Here is a 16,968-nt window from a genome sequence, read left to right on the forward strand (position 1 = left end):
CAATAAATACTTAAATCTGAACGCAATAATTAAATTTTCAGATACATTTCCTGGATTTAATCGTAGAAGTGTTCAATGGTGGAAAACCATATTTTAATGATTTTATATTGATTCAATTTATATTTTAAAAGAGATAAATATAAGAAAAAATATAAGTATTGAATATTATAATAAATATTTATTTAATCAAAAAATAGATGAATATGTAAGTATTAGATTTTATTATATATTTTCAGTACTATTGATTTTATGAGTTATGTTTTTAGGTATAAATATAAAGTCTAATAATCACTATTAAGGAATAGATCAGTATTCCTAAAATTGATTCCATTTGCACGGGTCTCCTGGTCTTTCGGCCGGGGGATAATTTGCGATAGATGATGATTAAACTCATCTATTTATTCCAATAAGTGGCTATGTACAAACTTGATCTTTTAGAATAAATGGAAAATATTAAGAAAATTGGTACTTCCTGACTGAAATATATTGGAGTACTTATAAAGATCAGGATGAATAGGAGCAGTGAAAAAAATAAGAGAGAGGCATCGAGAAACTTAATGCCGGAACTGATGCAGTCAATGAGTGTTAAAAAATAAATTTGACAGGTATGGAAGTAAGAAAATACTGATTTTATGGGCTGAAATGGGATAAAAACCATCCATTGACCCTTTTAGAATGGAATAGACTAGCTGAGAAGCTGAAGTATTTGAAAATTTAATAAGAAAAAAAATTGATGTTTATTGGTATGATTCTAGATACCTGTATTTGAACGGCTGATCGTAAACCATCTAAAGATTGACGTTCTTTTAGTTTTAATGATCTTCACTTTAACAGCGTTAGAAATAATCTGATTTGTCCTGTAGCCATTTTATGGTATTCAATAAAATCTCATTTCAATAATCAGTCTTTGTATATTTTGGCAGGATATATGAGAGCAGAAATTGATTCAAATATTGATACAAACATTGATAGACTTTCTCTTATTACAGTGTGGGATCTTATAAGGGATATTCTGTCATATTTATGAGCTGAAGAAGATAGTCCGCTTTAAATTACCCAGTATATAAATGGGTTTATTTAAAAATATTATGTTCTACTAAAGTGTGTTCTTTTGAAATATTCAGAGCTATAGTACTTGATGAATGGAGGTGGTTTATGGTTGACAGCAATGATGCTGAAAGGTCTTTTTTAAGTCAAACATTGTGCTGTTAATCAGTTAATAAACAATGAATTGTAGAATGTATAATATAAATTAAAACTGAACATTAATGAAATTTAATTAAAACAGATAATCCATAGATAAGTGTTTATTTTTTTCAATTAGTATCTTTGAAGTATCTATTGAAAAGTTGGTTACTTAATTAGTGATACATCATTTAAACTTCAAAATAAACAATATATATTATCTTTTATTATTCAGTGATTATGAATTTAACAACTGAACATTGTTTTTTAGAAATAATAAAACAGGAATCACGGCCCTTGATGAGATCCGAATCTATATTTTTGAAGATAGATCAACAATGTTTTTCAGTCGAAACATATAATTATGTAAATAAAAAAAATACAAATAGAACATATTTATAGTACATAAGAAATTTATAATTGCAGATCAATCTAGATTCTTTTTAAGAAAAGTGATCGACTAATTATATTTTGTTTTTATAGCTGTATTTATTATTAGAAAGCAGTCATGATGGTTTGTATCAAATGCAGTTTATTTGCCTGTATTCTGCTCATGATAATCAGTTTTTCCAGGGTTTATTATTAATGGTTTTTCTCATACAAAATCAGTGATTTTCCGGTCAATGACGAGATTATTTTCTTTTTATACTTTCATTTTTTCAAAAATAATCGTTTGTTTTATCCCAATAAAAATATGAAACAGGTGGAAATCCTGCAGCACCATAGCATTTGACATATTATTATTTCTGCAATAATATGATTTCAAAACCTGCAATGTCGGGATTTGATTCTAAACTGGTTCCATAGAAGCTGAGATCGCTTAAGAAACCGCAGAATCTTTAAATACATTAAACCTTTGCCTTCTGTCCGGAGGAAAGGGTGAATTTTATTTATGGAAGCGGAGTATTTTTATGAACCAGCGTATCGGCCGGAATATCGGCCTTGATTATTCCTTTACATTCTTAAACAGCCTCAACCTGATGCATGCCCTGTGGATGATCTGGCTTTCCCTGCGTGGATTTTCACTATTGGAACTGGGTATGCTGGAAGGCATTTTCCATGGAACCTCCTTTTTGATGGAAGTCCCTACAGGTGCTGTTGCAGACCTCTGGGGGAGGCGGAACAGCCGGATTATGGGGCGAATTATCTTTATCCTCAGTATGTTATTTCTCTGGTGGTCACATACATTTTTTTTCCAGGCCATTGGTTTTATGCTGACTGCTATAGGATATAACCTGGAGTCAGGAGCCGGAGAAGCTCTGGTATATGATTCTCTGGTCCATCTGAAAAGAGAAGACGATTTTATGGGTATCCGGGGAAAGAAAGAGCTGATCTATCAGCTGGCTGCAATTATCGCTTTTTTATCGGGTGGTTATATCGCAACAAGGAATTATGATCTTGTTTTCATTCTGGTTCTGATAATTTCCGGTTTATCTCTTCTCAATGCAATGCTTATGGTGGAACCCCCTGTTGTAAGGAGCCGGGAGGCTGTTACAGGGTCTCTCCTGCGTAGAATATTTGTCTCTTTAGGGCAGCAGACCCGGGACAGCCTTCTTGTTATCAGAAAGGAGCCGAGGATAGCCTATCTCATAATTTTCACAGAGAGCATTTTTGTCTTTACAACCACACAGTACTTTTATCTTCAGACCTGGTGGAAGTTTGACGGTTATACAGAATGGTATATGGGTATTGTTTTTGCCTGTCAGTGCCTTCTGGCGGGCCTCTCAGCCGTTCTTGCTCCAAAGATGGATAAAAGATTCGGTGAGGAGAAACTGCTCTTTATAGTGCCCCTTATGCTGCTTGTTTCTTTATGGGGTGTTGCACTGTCTGAATACAAGGCACTGTTCTTTGTTCTCACTGGAGCCTTTGAAGGAATACTGATGGTGACTGTGAGTGATTATATCAACAAACTGATACCAGGAGAGTTCAGAGCAACAATACTCAGTTATCAGTCAATGGTTTTCAGCCTGCTGATGATACTGATTTTCCCTGTGGTGGGATGGCTGGGAGATATGTACTCTCTGGATATCTCCTTCTATGCTGTTGCCGGAACGGGCACCCTTATGTATTTTCTGTATAAAGCATTTGAGACTAGAAAAAAGGCAGGAAAGAACTTGCATAAAGGTTCTTGCTGAGTATCATATATTTTCTTATAATGAATTAAAGAGGTACATCCGGTGCGTGCATTAATAGTAGATGATGATTTTATCAGCAGAAAGCTGATGCTTAAATATCTTAGACCATATTGTGAGTGCGATGTGGCCATCAGCGGAGATGAAGCTAGAACCGCATTTCAGCTGGCCTGGACCGAGAACACACCCTATGAGGTTATCTATCTTGATATCGTTATACCCGGGCAGAACGGTCTTGAAGTGCTCAAGTATATTAGAGAATTTGAGGTAGGCCGGGGCATCACAGAGACTGCCAAGGTAATCATGGTCTCAGGGCTGGATGATCAGAGTCAGGTAAAAAATGCCTATCAGTTTGAGTGTGACGGTTATCTGATTAAGCCCATTACTCTGGATAAGGTGCTCACCGTATCAAAAGATGCGGGTGTTAAGCTCCTTAATCTCTATAAATGATTATTCGATTTTCTCAATCTTGATCATATTTGTTGTTTTACTTTCAAGCAGAGGAATTCCGGTAGCATAGATTACTGTGTCGCCGGCTTCTACAAATCCTCTCTCCTTTGCAAGATGCAGGGCTTCCTTCAAAGTACTATCAGTATCTGTCACATGCATGATTCTTTCAGCTTTTACACCCCATACAATACTTAAGTATCTGATAGTCTTTTCATTCTGAGTAAATGCCAGGATGGGAACTGAGGATCTATACTGACTGAGGAGTCTTGCTGTGCGTCCGGACTGGGTTATGGCTACCATAAACCGGGCATCCGACTGTTCTGCCATCATACAGGCGGCATGACAGATCAGCGCTTCATGAGTTTTAAGTTTTTCACGGCGCCTCATTGTCACAAGCCGCTCTTCAGTCATATTCTGTTCTGCAGTTTTTACAATCTTTTTCATCGTTCTGACAACCTCAACTGGATACTGTCCAACCGATGTCTCTCCGCTGAGCATAACTGCATCTGTGCCGTCAAAGACCGCATTGGCCACATCTGAGGCTTCGGCTCTGGTGGGACGGGGATTCGTGATCATTGAGTCCAGCATCTGTGTTGCTGTGATGACAGGTTTATTTTCACTGTTACACATGGCAATAATTTTTTTCTGTACAATAGGGACATCTTCTGTTGGGATTTCAACACCAAGGTCGCCTCTGGCCACCATGATAATATCCGCTTCCTCTATGATGGACTCAAGATCGTCCACTGCCTCAGGTTTTTCCACCTTGGCTATGATGGGAAGATTACAGCCCTGTTCTTTCAATAGAGCCCGCAGTTCTCTGATATCTTCTCCTCTTCGAACAAAGGAGAGAGCTATGTAATCTATTTCTGCCTTCGCCAGGAAAGCTACATCCCTTCTGTCTTTTTCTGTCAATGCGGAAAGACTGATTGGAACACCCGGGAGGTTTATACCTTTTCTTGATTTCAGGATACCGTCATTCATAACTTCACATTCAATATCGGGAGCATTTACTTTGCTTACCTGAAGCTGAATCAGCCCGTCGTCTATCAGTATTTTATGACCCACAGATATATCATCAGCAAGACCAGGATAACCGGCTGTGAATTTTCCAGGATCCTTGTTATCAGGATTACTGCAGAGAATAACTTTATCACCTTTTTTTACCGGGATATCATTAGGGAGTACACCAAGCCTGATTTTAGGACCACTCAGGTCAGCAAGAATGGGCAGGGGGCAATCAAGTCTGGAGGAGGTTTCATTGATATAGTTGATCAGCCGCATCAGCTCAGCAGGTTCACCATGTGAGCAGTTCACTCTTGCAACATTGAGTCCAGCTTCCATCATTTGCTGAAGTACCATAGGATCTTCACAGGCAGGTCCTATGGTCCCGATTATCTTTGTTCTTGAAAAATCACTTTTAATAGCCATGCATTAATTATTACTCACAGCAGAGGAAAAAAAAAGGAAAATTATGCAATAGCCATATTAGCGTTGATTATAAGTTCATTGGGAGATGTTTTAAGCTCACCTTTGAAGTCTGCAAGACCGAACTGAACAGCTTCCATTTCTCTGTCATTCCGGAGAATCTCCTGAATACTTTTCATGACGGAAGCCGCATCATTTTTCTGACAGTCCGGTAGAATCAGAAGAATTTCTGATTTTCCAAGGCGGAAGAGTGTATCCGATTCTCTGACTCTATTGACGATTCTTCTGGTCATAGAGTAAATATAATCTTCGTGGCTGTTATTCAGCTCCATATAGCATACTGTCAGAGGAATCTCATAACGCTGTGACCACTTCATTGTCTGCTTTAGAACTTTCATTCCTCCGCTTTTGCTGAATATACCCATCAGCGGATCCTGTTCTTTATCTTTATATTCATCTTTTATGCCAAGCAATTTTGATCTGAGTTCATCTGCTTCTTTTTCAATCTCATCTTTCTGATGTGTTGCAACACCCAGTGATATGATCAGAAGATGTAAAAGGACTCCGCCGTAAGCTGCCATTTCAAGAATAGAAAATCCTTTATGCAGATAACATGAAAGAATATATGATCCCAGGAACAGGGCATACATAATAATTCTATCCCTGAACTTAATATTGCATTTAAATAGGAAGTGAATGGCAAATAGAGCCTGAATAATATGAAATATTACTAGTGAATTAACAGTATTCAACTGAAGAACCATTAGAGGGGAGATAATTATCATAGGAAGGCTGCCAGCAATATTCAGGCGATGAGAAGACATGAAAATTGATATCCAGGAGACCGAAAATAATTGAATAATCAGAAAAAAAAGAGTGATACTATTGTTTAAATAGCTGTATAGGTTAATTGCGATAACAAGAATGCAGATGCTTATAAGAGTAACATGATTGGGACCGTCTTTCATCTCTGTCATTAATATTATTACCTTCTATTTTTCTACTAATTTCATTTTCGGTATATCAGTAATCTGAATTGATAAAAAAGGATAAAAAAAGAGCAGCCCTCAGGCTGCTCTGATAATAATTCACATAAATATTATTTAAGTGCTTCTACTATTCTGTCCATTGCTTTCTCTACATTTTCAAGACTGTTGAATGCACTGATCCGGATAAAACCTTCACCGCAATTTCCAAAACCGCTACCGGGAGTCAGTACAACTCCAGCCTTGTTAAGGATCATGTCGAATGTTTCCCAGCTGTCTCTACCGGTGTTGACCCAGATATAGGGGGAGTTCACTCCACCTGTACAGCTGAAACCTGCTTCCTTCATCTTTTCAAGAATGATAGATGCGTTATTCAGGTAGTAATCACTCAGGGCTTTTACCTGCTGTTTCCCTTCATCCGAGTAGACTGCTGCAGCGGCCTTCTGAACGGGGTAGGAAACACCGTTGAATTTGGTTGAATGTCTTCTGTTCCATAAATTCTGCAGATTATGTGCATTCCCTTTAGAATCATAAGCCTGACATTCTGTGGGAATAACGGTATAGGCACATCTTGTTCCTGTAAAACCCGCTGTTTTGGAGAAGCTTCTGAATTCAACGGCAACTTTTTCGGCACCGGGAATTTCATAGATGCTGTGTATTACATCTGCATCTCTGATAAATGCTTCATAGGCTGCATCAAAGAGAATCAGTGCTTTATTGGCTATGGCATAATCAACCCATTCCTGCAGCTGAGCCTTGCTGGCAACAGCACCGGTGGGGTTATTGGGGTAGCACAGATAAATAAGATCAGCTTTCAGACCTTCAGGAGAAGGAACAAAACCATTTTCTTCATTACCTTCAAGATAGCTGAAACCTTCATAGCGACCATCTACGGCCTCTCCTGAACGTCCTGCCATAACATTTGTATCAACATAAACAGGATATACAGGGTCTGGAACTGCAATCCTTGCATCCAGTGAAAATAGTTCCTGGAAATTACCTGTATCGCATTTGGCTCCATCGCTGACAAAAATATCGTTTGCAGTTATGGATACACCACGGCTCTGAAAATCATTTACAGCAATGGCTTCACGCAGAAAGGGGTAACCTTTCTCGGGGCCGTAACCCTTAAAGCTCTCTTCAGAGGCAAGTTCATCCACTCCCTCATGAAAAGCTTTCAAACAAGCTTCAGGAAGGGGTTTGGTTACATCACCTATGCCCATCTTTATCAGTTCTTTTCCAGGATTTTTGCTCTGGAATTCCGCAACTCTTCTGGCAATCTCTACAAAAAGATAAGATGCCTGTAATTTTGAATAATTTTCGTTGATCTGTATCATAGTAAGATTATTATATTGAATATGTCAGAAATGATCTATTCCTCAGTATATGGTTCCATTCCAAGAATCTTAATATATTGTTTTTCCAGGGATCTGCTCAGTTTTCTGTGCTTTCTATCAACCTTATTGTTCACCAGATAGGCAGCAGGTTTTGTTTTCTCTCTGATCAGCTGCCTGGGATAAAATTTTACAGCATCAGCGATATTCTCTTCATTGATAAATGAGACTATAGAACTGAAGGGTTTATTGTTTTCTGGATAACCCATCAAAATAACAGCATCCAGGTATGAACCGGCTGTCCGTTCTTCTGATTTGTCATTCTTGGTCAGATACAACTCTTCCAGAAAAGAACCCTTTATATTTATTGCTGAATAGTGTTCAAGGGGCCAATCATGAATCATCATGAAATAGAGCAGCCCACGGAAGGGGAGCTCCCATTTTCTGTTATCTATTAAAATCGGTGAATGTACCAGATAATGACTTCTGTCATCTATTTTTTCCTGAGGATCAAAAAGAGTGAAACGGACAAAAGAATCAGCTTCATTGCCAACTGTCATATTTTCAGGATCTTTCAGGCTCTGATAGAAATCCTGGATACCCAGAAGGAAATCTCTATATTCCAGATATCCGGTGATTCTGGGATCAGTATTAAAAAGAAGATCCTCTGCTGATGGAGCACCTTCTTCTTTCTTTAAAAATGCTGCAATTTCTGAATCATTGCATCCATCTAGAAACCAGAACGATATATTTAATTTATTTCTGTCATGGAGGAGGGGCATCATAAATTTCATCAGCTCAAGGGCTTCCGTAGATTTCTGATTTCCAGATATTCGAATTTTTCTTTCCGCTTCAATGTTATTATCTATCAGATCGGCTATGCTTATTCGAGAGCTTTCATCGCTGTATTGATGTCTAACAGTCTCATCCAGTTCTTCTATTGATTTTCCTGAACAGGAGATCATCAAAACCGGCAGGATCAGGAGTAATAGTTTTTTCATATCTTTTTTATTTTGATTTCCTTTTCAGAGAATAATTTAAGTAATTTTTTAAGATCATGGGGATTCATACTTAAGCGTACAGGTTTAAAATCTCTGGAATGTATCCTGCAGCTGTGTCTGCCCAGTGGTTCCACCAGAGTTATTCTGTTTAGATCATGAATCTCTGCGCTTTGATAATAATGGAGGTTCAGTGTCATTTTATTCTCTAATACACTGATGTACGCCAGGCGGTTACTTATTATGATTATAATCAGAACAAGTAAAGTACCTGCAGTGAACAAGAGAGTCTCTCCAAGGTCATAGCGAACAAGAAGTACTCTGTAGGCCAGGATAAAGGGGAGAAGAAAGAGGAAGTTAAACAGCCTGGCGGCACTGTGTTTTCTGATCACTAGGGCTTTACTCATCTCTTATTTTAAATTCTCCGGGTTGAGATCAAGAAGTTCCGGGTGAATGAAAAGACCATTTTCCCTTATCAGAACATCATCAAAATAGATCTGACCTCCGCCGTATTCCTCGGTCTGGATACATACCAGATCCCAGTGGACAGAGGATTTATTACCGTTATCAGCATTATCATATGCATTCCCTGGTGTAAAATGGAAACTTCCCATTATCTTTTCATCAAAAAGAGTGTTTTTCATGGGGTTGAGGATATAAGGATTCACACCGATGGCAAACTCACCGATAAATCGGGCACCATCATCGGTATCAAGAACCTTGTTAATCTTCTCTGTATCATTGGCTTTTGCCTCAACAATTTTACCATTTTCAAAGCGGAATACTATATTCTCGTAGGTTGATCCCATATAGACTGCCGGGCAGTTGTAGCTGAGTGTTCCCTGAATAGAATCTTTTATAGGCGCTGTATACACTTCACCGTCGGGAATATTCACCTTGCCATCACATTTGATGGCGCTCATACCCTTTATAGAGAAGCTGAGATCAGTACCTGGTCCGGTTATCCTGACCTTATCAGTACCTTCCATCAATTTCACAAGTTTATCCATGGCTTTGGACATTTTGGCATAATCCAGGTTGCAGACCTGGAAATAAAAGTCTTCGAAACCTTCAAGGCTTCGGCCTGAGGACTGTGCCATTGAGTTTGTAGGGTAGCGGAGAACTACCCAGCGTGTATTCTTCACCCGCTCTTCCATATGGACAGGAGTGACATATTTCTCCATATAAATCTTCATTCTGTCACCGGGAACATCACTGGTTTCGGAAGGGTTCCTGGTGCTGCCTATTCCTATAAAGGCATCCATATGACTCATCAGAAGGCGATCGGACTCGGCCATAATATCCATCTGTTCTTCTGTGGCATTTAATAAGAGCCCCCGGAGCAAACGGGGATTGGTATGATTCAGAAAGGGAATAGCCCCTGCTTCATAAACTTTTTTTATTACAGCAGATACCAGTTGTTCCGACTGATCTCCATTCATATTTATAAGGACTTTTTCACCCTTTTTAAGCTCAGTGGCATAGTTGACCAGAGAGTCTGCCAGTTTTTCAAGTCGGGGATCTGTCATCATTGAACTCCATATAATTTTTTTACTGCACCGGCCAGTATAAAGGAGCCCATAATCAGGACATCCATCTCTTCTGACAATACTGATTTTAATGCTTCTCCTGGATCTTCTTCCAGAATACAGCCCTTCCTGATAGAGGAAAAGGCCTTATAGACACGCTCAGGACTGCTTTTTTTGAAAAATCCCGGAGTGGTAATCACAATCTTTGAAAATGCACTGCTGAGAATACCGGCCATTGTTTCGGCATCTTTATCATCCTGACAGGCAAAGAGCAGTATTTTATCAGCAGTTTCATTTGAAATTGAACGAAAGCTCTCAAGTGCCAGGGTTACAGAGCAGGGAGTATGGGAACCATCAAGAACAATAAGAGGATCCTTTGAGAGAATCTCCATCCTTCCAGGCAGACTGGCTTTTGCAAAACCTTCAAGCCATATCGGCTCATCAACCTCAGGATAAAGTGTAGTTAATACGTTGAGGGCCAATGCTGCATTCCAGGCCTGTATATGACCCGGGAGTTTGAGCTTTCCCACTACATTTCTTCCATCTTTATATTCAATTGCATAGGAAGTTCCTTCAGAGCTTACTGTGCTTTCTATATTTTTAATCTGTTCATTCAGAATCTGGAAGGGGGCATTCTGTTCCGAGGCCTTCTGTCGGAATACAGATTCAACCTCTGCTTTCTGAGGGGCTGAAAAAACCGGAGTATCCGGCTTTATGATACCCGCTTTTTCGCCGGCAATAGCTTCAAGAGTATCACCCAGCCACTGAGTGTGTTCAAGCTCAATGGGTGTAAGCACCGAAGCTTCAGGTTTTACCGCATTAGTGGCATCCAGGCGCCCTCCCAGACCGGTTTCTATAACACAAAAATCACAGTTCTCTTCTTTAAAAAGCTGAAAGGCCAGCAGAGTGAGAAGTTCGAAGGTCGTGGGTTCGGTTCCGCCGGGAAGCCGGATATCCAGCTTCTCTTTAATGAAACTGATGCAGTCAATATACTTCTGATCCTCAAGGGGTGAGGAATCTATCTGAATCCTCTCTCTGTAATGAAGCACATGGGGAGAAGTATAGAGTCCTGTTTTCCATCCATTCTGACTCAGCCCGGATGCCAGGAGTACGGATGTCGAACCCTTGCCCTTGGACCCGGCAGTATGAATAACACGACAGGCCAGATGGGGGTTCCCGAAATGTTCCAGGACCTCAGCCATTCTCTCCGGTCGATAATGACTTTTTCTCTCTTTAGCATCTTTCTCTAAATTAGTGAAAGACTCTATCCAGGCAAAGGCTTCATCGATATCAACGAATTTTTGTAACATGCAGAATTATCTCCGCTTCCTCAGGGCATCCCCGTGTGTGGTAAATCCTTCATAATCAGCGAGACATTCAACTCGTGAAGAGATCTCCTTTAATGCTGTTTCATCTGAGTAAATAACTGATGAATATTTGATAAAATCTCTTACCGATACGGCAGACCATGTCCGCGCATTTCCGCCAGTGGGAAGTACTGCATTAGGACCCACCGCATAATTAGCGATAGAGAAGGGTGTATTGTCTCCAAGTAGAATTTCACCTGCATGACGGATCATATTGAGTATCTGAAAAGGTTCGGCTGTCTGAATTTGAAGATGTTCTGTTGCAAAGAGGTTGGCAACTTCTGCAGAATCTTCTACCGAATCAGTTAGAATAATACCACCATAGCCCTTCATGACATCTTCAACAAAGGTTTTGCGAGGTTCAGGCAGGGCCTTTGTAAGGGATCTGATCTCTTTTTCACAGGCATCGGCACAGACTTTACTGTCGGTTATAAGAAGGGCAGCCGAATCGGAACCATGTTCTGCCTCAATCATCAAATCCAGAGCAACTTTACGGGGATCAGCAGAACCGTCTGCTATAACAATGGACTCGGAAGGGCCTGCGGGGAGTCCCACATCTACCTGACCGAAGAGCAGTCTTTTTGCGGCGGCTACATACATGCTGCCCGGACCGCTGAGTTTATGTACCCTGGCAATGCTTTCAGTACCATAAGCCAGAGCTGCTATAGCCTGAGCTCCGCCGACCTTATAAACTTCTTCAACACCGCAGAGGCGGGCGGCATAAAGACATGCCGGATCAACATTCCCCTCCTTATCCGGAGGGGTGACTACACAAACTCTTTTTACACCTGCAACCACCGCGGGAACTGCAAGCATATAAAGCATTGAGGGAAAATTCCCCCGTCCTCGGGGTACATAAAGACCGGCAGAATCGAGAGGAATAGCCTTTTCTCCTGCAAGAAGTCCCGGCTGTATTTCAATCATGGACATAGCTTCAGGTTTCTGTGTCAGATGAAAACGCCTCACATTGTCGATGGAGTATTCAAGTGCATCCTTTACGTCATCGGAAATCAGGGTTGCTGCCCTGTCAAATTCTTCTTTACTGACTCTCAGATTCATGTTGACAGGAGTCCCGTCGAACCTATGGTTGTAATCCAGGAGTGCGGCATCGCCTTTTTCACGGACATCCCTGATGATCTTTTCAACAGATTCGGAAACATCCTTTATATTAATCTCGGAACGGGAATAAAGTTTTTCTCTGTCCAGAGGACTCATTGTCTTCCATACATAACGATTAATTTTCATTGAACTTCCTTTGATGGGATTATGCACTATGAGATAAAATATACCTTAGAGAAAAGCTTGTAAAGAATCAGATCATTGTCATTTCTATTCTGCCGCCGATCCTGAGGGTATCTCCCTGTTTAAGTTTGATATATTTACCCGCAGTTATCTTCTTTCCATTGATCCAGGTACCGTTGCTGCTGTTCCTGTCCTGAATGAAATAACTTCCGCGGACTTGCTGTATCTCTATGTGAAAGCGGCTGACCATACCGTCTTCTATGACAAAGCTGTTTTTTTTATCTCTGCCTATGGTCATACGGCTTGTAACTTTTATCTCTTTGCCATTGAACAGGAGACAGCGGATGTTTTTCTTACCTACATTTTTCAGACGTCTGCCAACAGGGCTGTCCTGAATGATAGTTTCATCTTTCATTGGAGATTCTCCTGTCTTTGATATCATAATGAAACCCAGGTGCTTTCATTTTTCTACCTCCGCAAAGGCTCTCATATCCATTCCAGAAAATCAACTCTTTTTTGCCATCGTCATTGCTCCGGGGATCAACCCTCTGGTGCTGTTTCACCCCAATCAGACAAGCAATGAAATTCAACTGAGAGGGATTTCTATTTGAATAATCCCTTTATCTGGATATGGTATCATAATCTTTCCGTAAAAATGGTTTTCTACTATCAATTCTACGGCATGCAATCCATATCCTATCCTTTCAGTTTTTGAACTAAAACCTAGTTCAAATATAGTCTCAAATGCATCTTCCGGTATACCCGGCCCGTTATCTTCCACCGTGAAAATAAGCTTCCAGTTTTTAATTTCAACTTCCAGGGAACAAGACGAGTTTTCTTCCTTCATTGCATCATAGGAGTTATCAAATAGGGAGAGAAGTATCTGAATCAAATGGACCTTCTCAAAGGGGAGCATTAAATCATTTTCGAGTTTCCATTTCAACTCAACTTTATTGTCAATTCTTTCTATCAATTCAATTAATAATTTTTTAAGGCTGGGTATTTCACTTTTAATCTTGAGGGATTTTCCAGGATTTAACTCATTAATGACATCAATGATTCTGAATTGGCAATCTTGAAGATTTTCATGAAGAGTGTGAATCCCTGATGTTAACTCCGGATTAACTCTTCTTTTCTGGATCTCTTCAAGTTCTTTTATTTGATCTGGTTTTTTAAGATTTATTTGAAGAATAAATTCTTCAAGTTCTTTTGTATAAATTAACAAATCCGGAATTAGTGAAACCAGAGGATCAAGATCTTCTTCAATGGAGGAAAGAGTATCTGCATATTTCTCATCTTTACTTTCAAGACAGGTTTGCATATTTCTCATCCTGTTATATAGAAAAACTTTACTGGTGTTGTTTATGCTGCGAGCATTTTCACTGAGCCTGGGAACATTCTTTTTTGGAAACTGAAGTTTGATTCTATAAAGTACCTCTTCAGGAAGAAATGGTTTCACAATATAATCCTGAGCACCCAAACTCATCCCTTTTATTACACTTTCGCGATCGTTTTTGGCTGATAAAAATACTATTGGAATCTGTGATGTTCTTTCACTCGTTCTAATAATTGTGCATAATTCAAATCCATCCATATCGGGCATCATGATATCCAGAAGTATAAGATCAGGTTGATCTTTCTCAAGAAGATCTAAGGCTTCTTTTCCATGAGAACAAAAACTTAGGGAATACAGATCTTTCAAAATTGAACCGAGTAGCTGTAAATTAGCTAAGGTATCATCCACAATTAGAATTTTTTTCTTAGTCATTCTTATTTCCTTTGGATAGTGTTATATCAATTTGCTTTAGCAATTTTTTCAATAAAGGAATGTCAAAAAAATCGATACATTCTTTCAATTGATCAGCCAGCTGCACACTTTCTTTCCCACCTTTTCTCAAAAAGGGTAAAGCATCTTCTATATCATTAAAATTCTGACTATTTACTGCCTTCTGTAAAATTTTTCTGTCCTCCATATCAAGTCTATCAAATCTAATTTGAAGGCCTTTGCTTCTATTTTTCTCTAATTGATAAATCGAATGGACCATAGCGGCAGCCTTATCCGATTCTATGTCATCTCTGATAAAATAAAAATCAGGTTTTTTGTTACACTTTTTCAGTTCAGTGTTATTCATGAGGGAAATGGGAATAAGCCCATCAAATTCAATAGTTACAGTTTCATGAGAAAATAACAGTACAGTATTCCGGGAAAGTCTGCTTTGTTTCAGATCATTTTTATTAAGAGGTAAAAAATCTATATTATATTTGTGTCCTGATTTTTTTAATTCATCACTTAAAAAGAACTCTTCTGTGCAGCAGATAATTGGTTCAGCCTGAGTTTCAGGATCTTTTCGATAATGAAATGACTTATTTTGGGTATTCTTATCATATTCCGTTGGCAAACGTAGTGTAAAAGTACTTCCCTTCCAGACTTCACTAGTTGCTTCAATTGTTCCTCCCATTAATTCCAATAGTTTTCTAATGATACTGAGGCCAAGACCTGTTCCTTCAAACTCTCTGGCATCCTGCTTTTCCTGTTGTTCAAAGGGGTTGAAAATATCATCAAGACTCTTAACTGATATACCTATTCCCGAGTCCCGAAATTCAACGATCAACTGCTCATTGCTCAGCTCTACACTGACATGGATAAAACCCCAGTGAGTGAATTTCAATGCATTACTCAGAAGATTTATGAGGACCTGTCTAAGCCTCAGTGAATCTACCAAAATAAACTCACTTAGATTTCCTTTAGACATGATTTCAAATTCAAGTTTTTTCTCACCAGCTTTCAAATTAAACAAGGAAAACAATTCTTGAAATAAGTCAAAAATATTGCATTGTTCTGGATTCATATCCATTTTACCGGCTTCGATTTTGGAAAAATCCAATATATCATTTATCAGATCTCTTAATATTTCACCACTGGACAAGATATTTTTTAAGTAATTCACATATTCCGGGTTAGATACTTTGTCTTCCAGCAGTTTACTAAATCCAAGAATCGCATTTAGGGGAGTTCTTATTTCGTGGCTCATATTAGCAACAAATGAACTTTTCATCAGAGATGCCCTTTCTGCTTTATTCCTGGCTTCCTCCAGGGCAATCCTTGCTTCTTTCATTGGAGTAATATCCAGACAGGTAAAGGATATTCCACCATAATTACCATTCATGTCTTCGTAACCGCTTATTGTCATTAACAAGGAAGTCTTTGTATTTGAGGATGAATTAAAATCAACTTCAACCTGGCTGGTTTTCATCTTATTCAAGCTGGATTGTGTAAATAAGTTGATTCTTTCAAACTGATCATCTGCTATATAATCTTTAAAATTTCTACCTAAAGGATTTTCATCTCCTATTTTAAGGGTATTCAGCATAAACTGATTGATAAATTGAATGTTGTAATGGTTGTCCGTCAGTAATACTCCATAATCAGCACTTTCAGCAATCTTCATAAAAGTAGAAGCTTTCTGTTCCAGCTCTCTTATGTTCGTTGTCTCTAAAGCAACAACAGTGATGCCAATTACTGTTTCATTCGATATAAGAGGTGAAAAGATAGCATCCATGTAAATTATAGAATCATCGGGCTTCTTAATCTGGATGTCTGTAACGGAGTTTTTTCCATTGAGAGCATCATTGATTAAACGATTGAAACTTTTATTTTGCATCCACTGCAATATGGGGATAAATGATTGACCGGTCTCGATTTCGATGCCATAATTTTTTTGAATCATCAGCTTGTGGTGAGCATTGAATACAAGATACTCACGATCATTATTCAATGAAAAGATGTCTATACCATAGGAACTCTCCATAATGGACATAAACATTGCTGTAGTATCATTCAATTCTTCAGAAGTTGATTTAAGTGCAATCTGAAGTTCCTTCTGGTATCGTTTCAGCTTGAGATCACTTTTAATCTTCTCAGTAACATCTGTCATTATTCCAAGAAAACTTCTTGGAATTTCATTTGTATCATTTTCAATTGCAGCAAGAATTGTATGAAAGCAGCGCATCTCTGAGCCTATTTGAATATACTCTGCCGGAAAATCATAATAGAGTCCTGTTTTCTGGATTTCACTGACTGCTCTGCTGTGCCTCTTTATCGTTTCTACATCAAACACGGTGGATAAAGGTTCATCTAATACATCACTCTCTGATTTCAGGAACATGTTTTTCATTTCAGGATTCCATAATGTTACCCGCCCGCCAGCACTTCCACCACCTGACAAGCTTGGTTTCCACCACTCGACAGTCAGCTCTGCAGAATGTGAACACACTGCATTACCAACTGACGACCAATGGAAAATCATAGAGTCAATT

14 protein-coding genes and 1 pseudogene are annotated in these 16,968 nt (G+C 39.0%); 3 read left to right on the top strand and 12 right to left on the bottom strand.

All coding sequences use genetic code 11. The features are described from left to right. The first annotated feature begins 2,096 nt into the window (after positions 1-2,096). Together DV872_RS24160 and DV872_RS24165 are read left to right on the top strand one after the other, a co-directional pair. Positions 2,097-3,320 carry an MFS transporter gene (locus DV872_RS24160; RefSeq protein ID WP_114632545.1) on the top strand — a complete coding sequence of 408 codons (1,224 nt, stop codon included), beginning with the start codon at positions 2,097-2,099 and terminating at the stop codon, positions 3,318-3,320. 42 nt (positions 3,321-3,362) lie between these two features. Then, positions 3,363-3,767 (top strand): response regulator, encoded by a 405-nt coding sequence (locus DV872_RS24165; RefSeq protein WP_114632546.1) that lies wholly within the window; start codon positions 3,363-3,365, stop codon positions 3,765-3,767. Here the strand turns inward: DV872_RS24165 and pyk are convergent, their stop codons facing one another. The 12 genes and pseudogenes from pyk to DV872_RS27325 form a co-directional block, all read right to left on the bottom strand. Continuing rightward, positions 3,768-5,198: a pyruvate kinase gene (gene pyk, locus DV872_RS24170; protein WP_114632547.1), complete on the bottom strand. Its 1,431-nt coding sequence runs from the start codon at positions 5,196-5,198 to the stop codon at positions 3,768-3,770. A 41-nt stretch (positions 5,199-5,239) separates the two neighbouring features. Next, positions 5,240-6,172, bottom strand: a complete 933-nt coding sequence (locus DV872_RS24175) for a GGDEF domain-containing protein (RefSeq protein WP_114632548.1) — start codon at positions 6,170-6,172, stop codon at positions 5,240-5,242. A gap of 122 nt (positions 6,173-6,294) precedes the next feature. Then, entirely contained in the window at positions 6,295-7,518 is a 1,224-nt protein-coding gene (locus DV872_RS24180) for an LL-diaminopimelate aminotransferase (protein ID WP_114632549.1), read from the bottom strand. Between the two features lie 35 nt (positions 7,519-7,553). After that, positions 7,554-8,516, bottom strand: a complete 963-nt coding sequence (locus DV872_RS24185; RefSeq protein WP_114632550.1) for a hypothetical protein — start codon at positions 8,514-8,516, stop codon at positions 7,554-7,556. Beyond that, entirely contained in the window at positions 8,513-8,920 is a 408-nt protein-coding gene (locus tag DV872_RS24190) for a hypothetical protein (RefSeq protein ID WP_114632551.1), read from the bottom strand. The genes DV872_RS24185 and DV872_RS24190 overlap by 4 nt, the downstream gene beginning before the upstream one ends. Positions 8,921-8,923: 3 nt before the next feature. Further along, on the bottom strand, positions 8,924-10,042 hold the full coding sequence (locus DV872_RS24195) for an aminopeptidase (RefSeq protein ID WP_114632552.1): 1,119 nt from the start codon (positions 10,040-10,042) through the stop codon (positions 8,924-8,926). Continuing rightward, positions 10,042-11,352, bottom strand: coding sequence for a folylpolyglutamate synthase/dihydrofolate synthase family protein (locus tag DV872_RS24200; RefSeq protein ID WP_114632553.1), 1,311 nt, complete (start codon positions 11,350-11,352; stop codon positions 10,042-10,044). Before DV872_RS24200 ends, DV872_RS24195 begins: the two co-directional genes overlap by 1 nt. A gap of 6 nt (positions 11,353-11,358) precedes the next feature. Continuing rightward, positions 11,359-12,654, bottom strand: coding sequence for a histidinol dehydrogenase (gene hisD, locus DV872_RS24205; protein WP_114632554.1), 1,296 nt, complete (start codon positions 12,652-12,654; stop codon positions 11,359-11,361). Positions 12,655-12,721: 67 nt separating this feature from the next. After that, the gene (locus DV872_RS24210) at positions 12,722-13,066 is read right to left on the bottom strand and encodes an FHA domain-containing protein (protein WP_158547159.1); all 345 of its coding nucleotides are present in this window, start codon (positions 13,064-13,066) and stop codon (positions 12,722-12,724) included. Positions 13,067-13,237: 171 nt separating this feature from the next. Continuing rightward, on the bottom strand, positions 13,238-14,419 hold the full coding sequence (locus DV872_RS24215; protein WP_114632556.1) for a response regulator: 1,182 nt from the start codon (positions 14,417-14,419) through the stop codon (positions 13,238-13,240). Then, positions 14,412-16,493: a PAS domain-containing hybrid sensor histidine kinase/response regulator gene (locus DV872_RS24220; protein WP_230391650.1), complete on the bottom strand. Its 2,082-nt coding sequence runs from the start codon at positions 16,491-16,493 to the stop codon at positions 14,412-14,414. The genes DV872_RS24215 and DV872_RS24220 overlap by 8 nt, the downstream gene beginning before the upstream one ends. A 135-nt stretch (positions 16,494-16,628) precedes the next feature. Beyond that, positions 16,629-16,826, bottom strand: a pseudogene (locus DV872_RS27325) (hypothetical protein); the annotation flags it as partial. Between DV872_RS27325 and DV872_RS27030 the strand changes: the two are divergent. Continuing rightward, on the top strand, positions 16,771-16,968 hold a 198-nt coding region (locus DV872_RS27030; protein ID WP_230391649.1), incomplete at its 3' end, for a hypothetical protein. The pseudogene DV872_RS27325 and the gene DV872_RS27030 sit on opposite strands and share 56 nt — an antisense overlap.

It is taken from the genome of Oceanispirochaeta sp. M1, assembly GCF_003346715.1.
Lineage (GTDB): Bacteria > Spirochaetota > Spirochaetia > DSM-2461 > DSM-2461 > Oceanispirochaeta.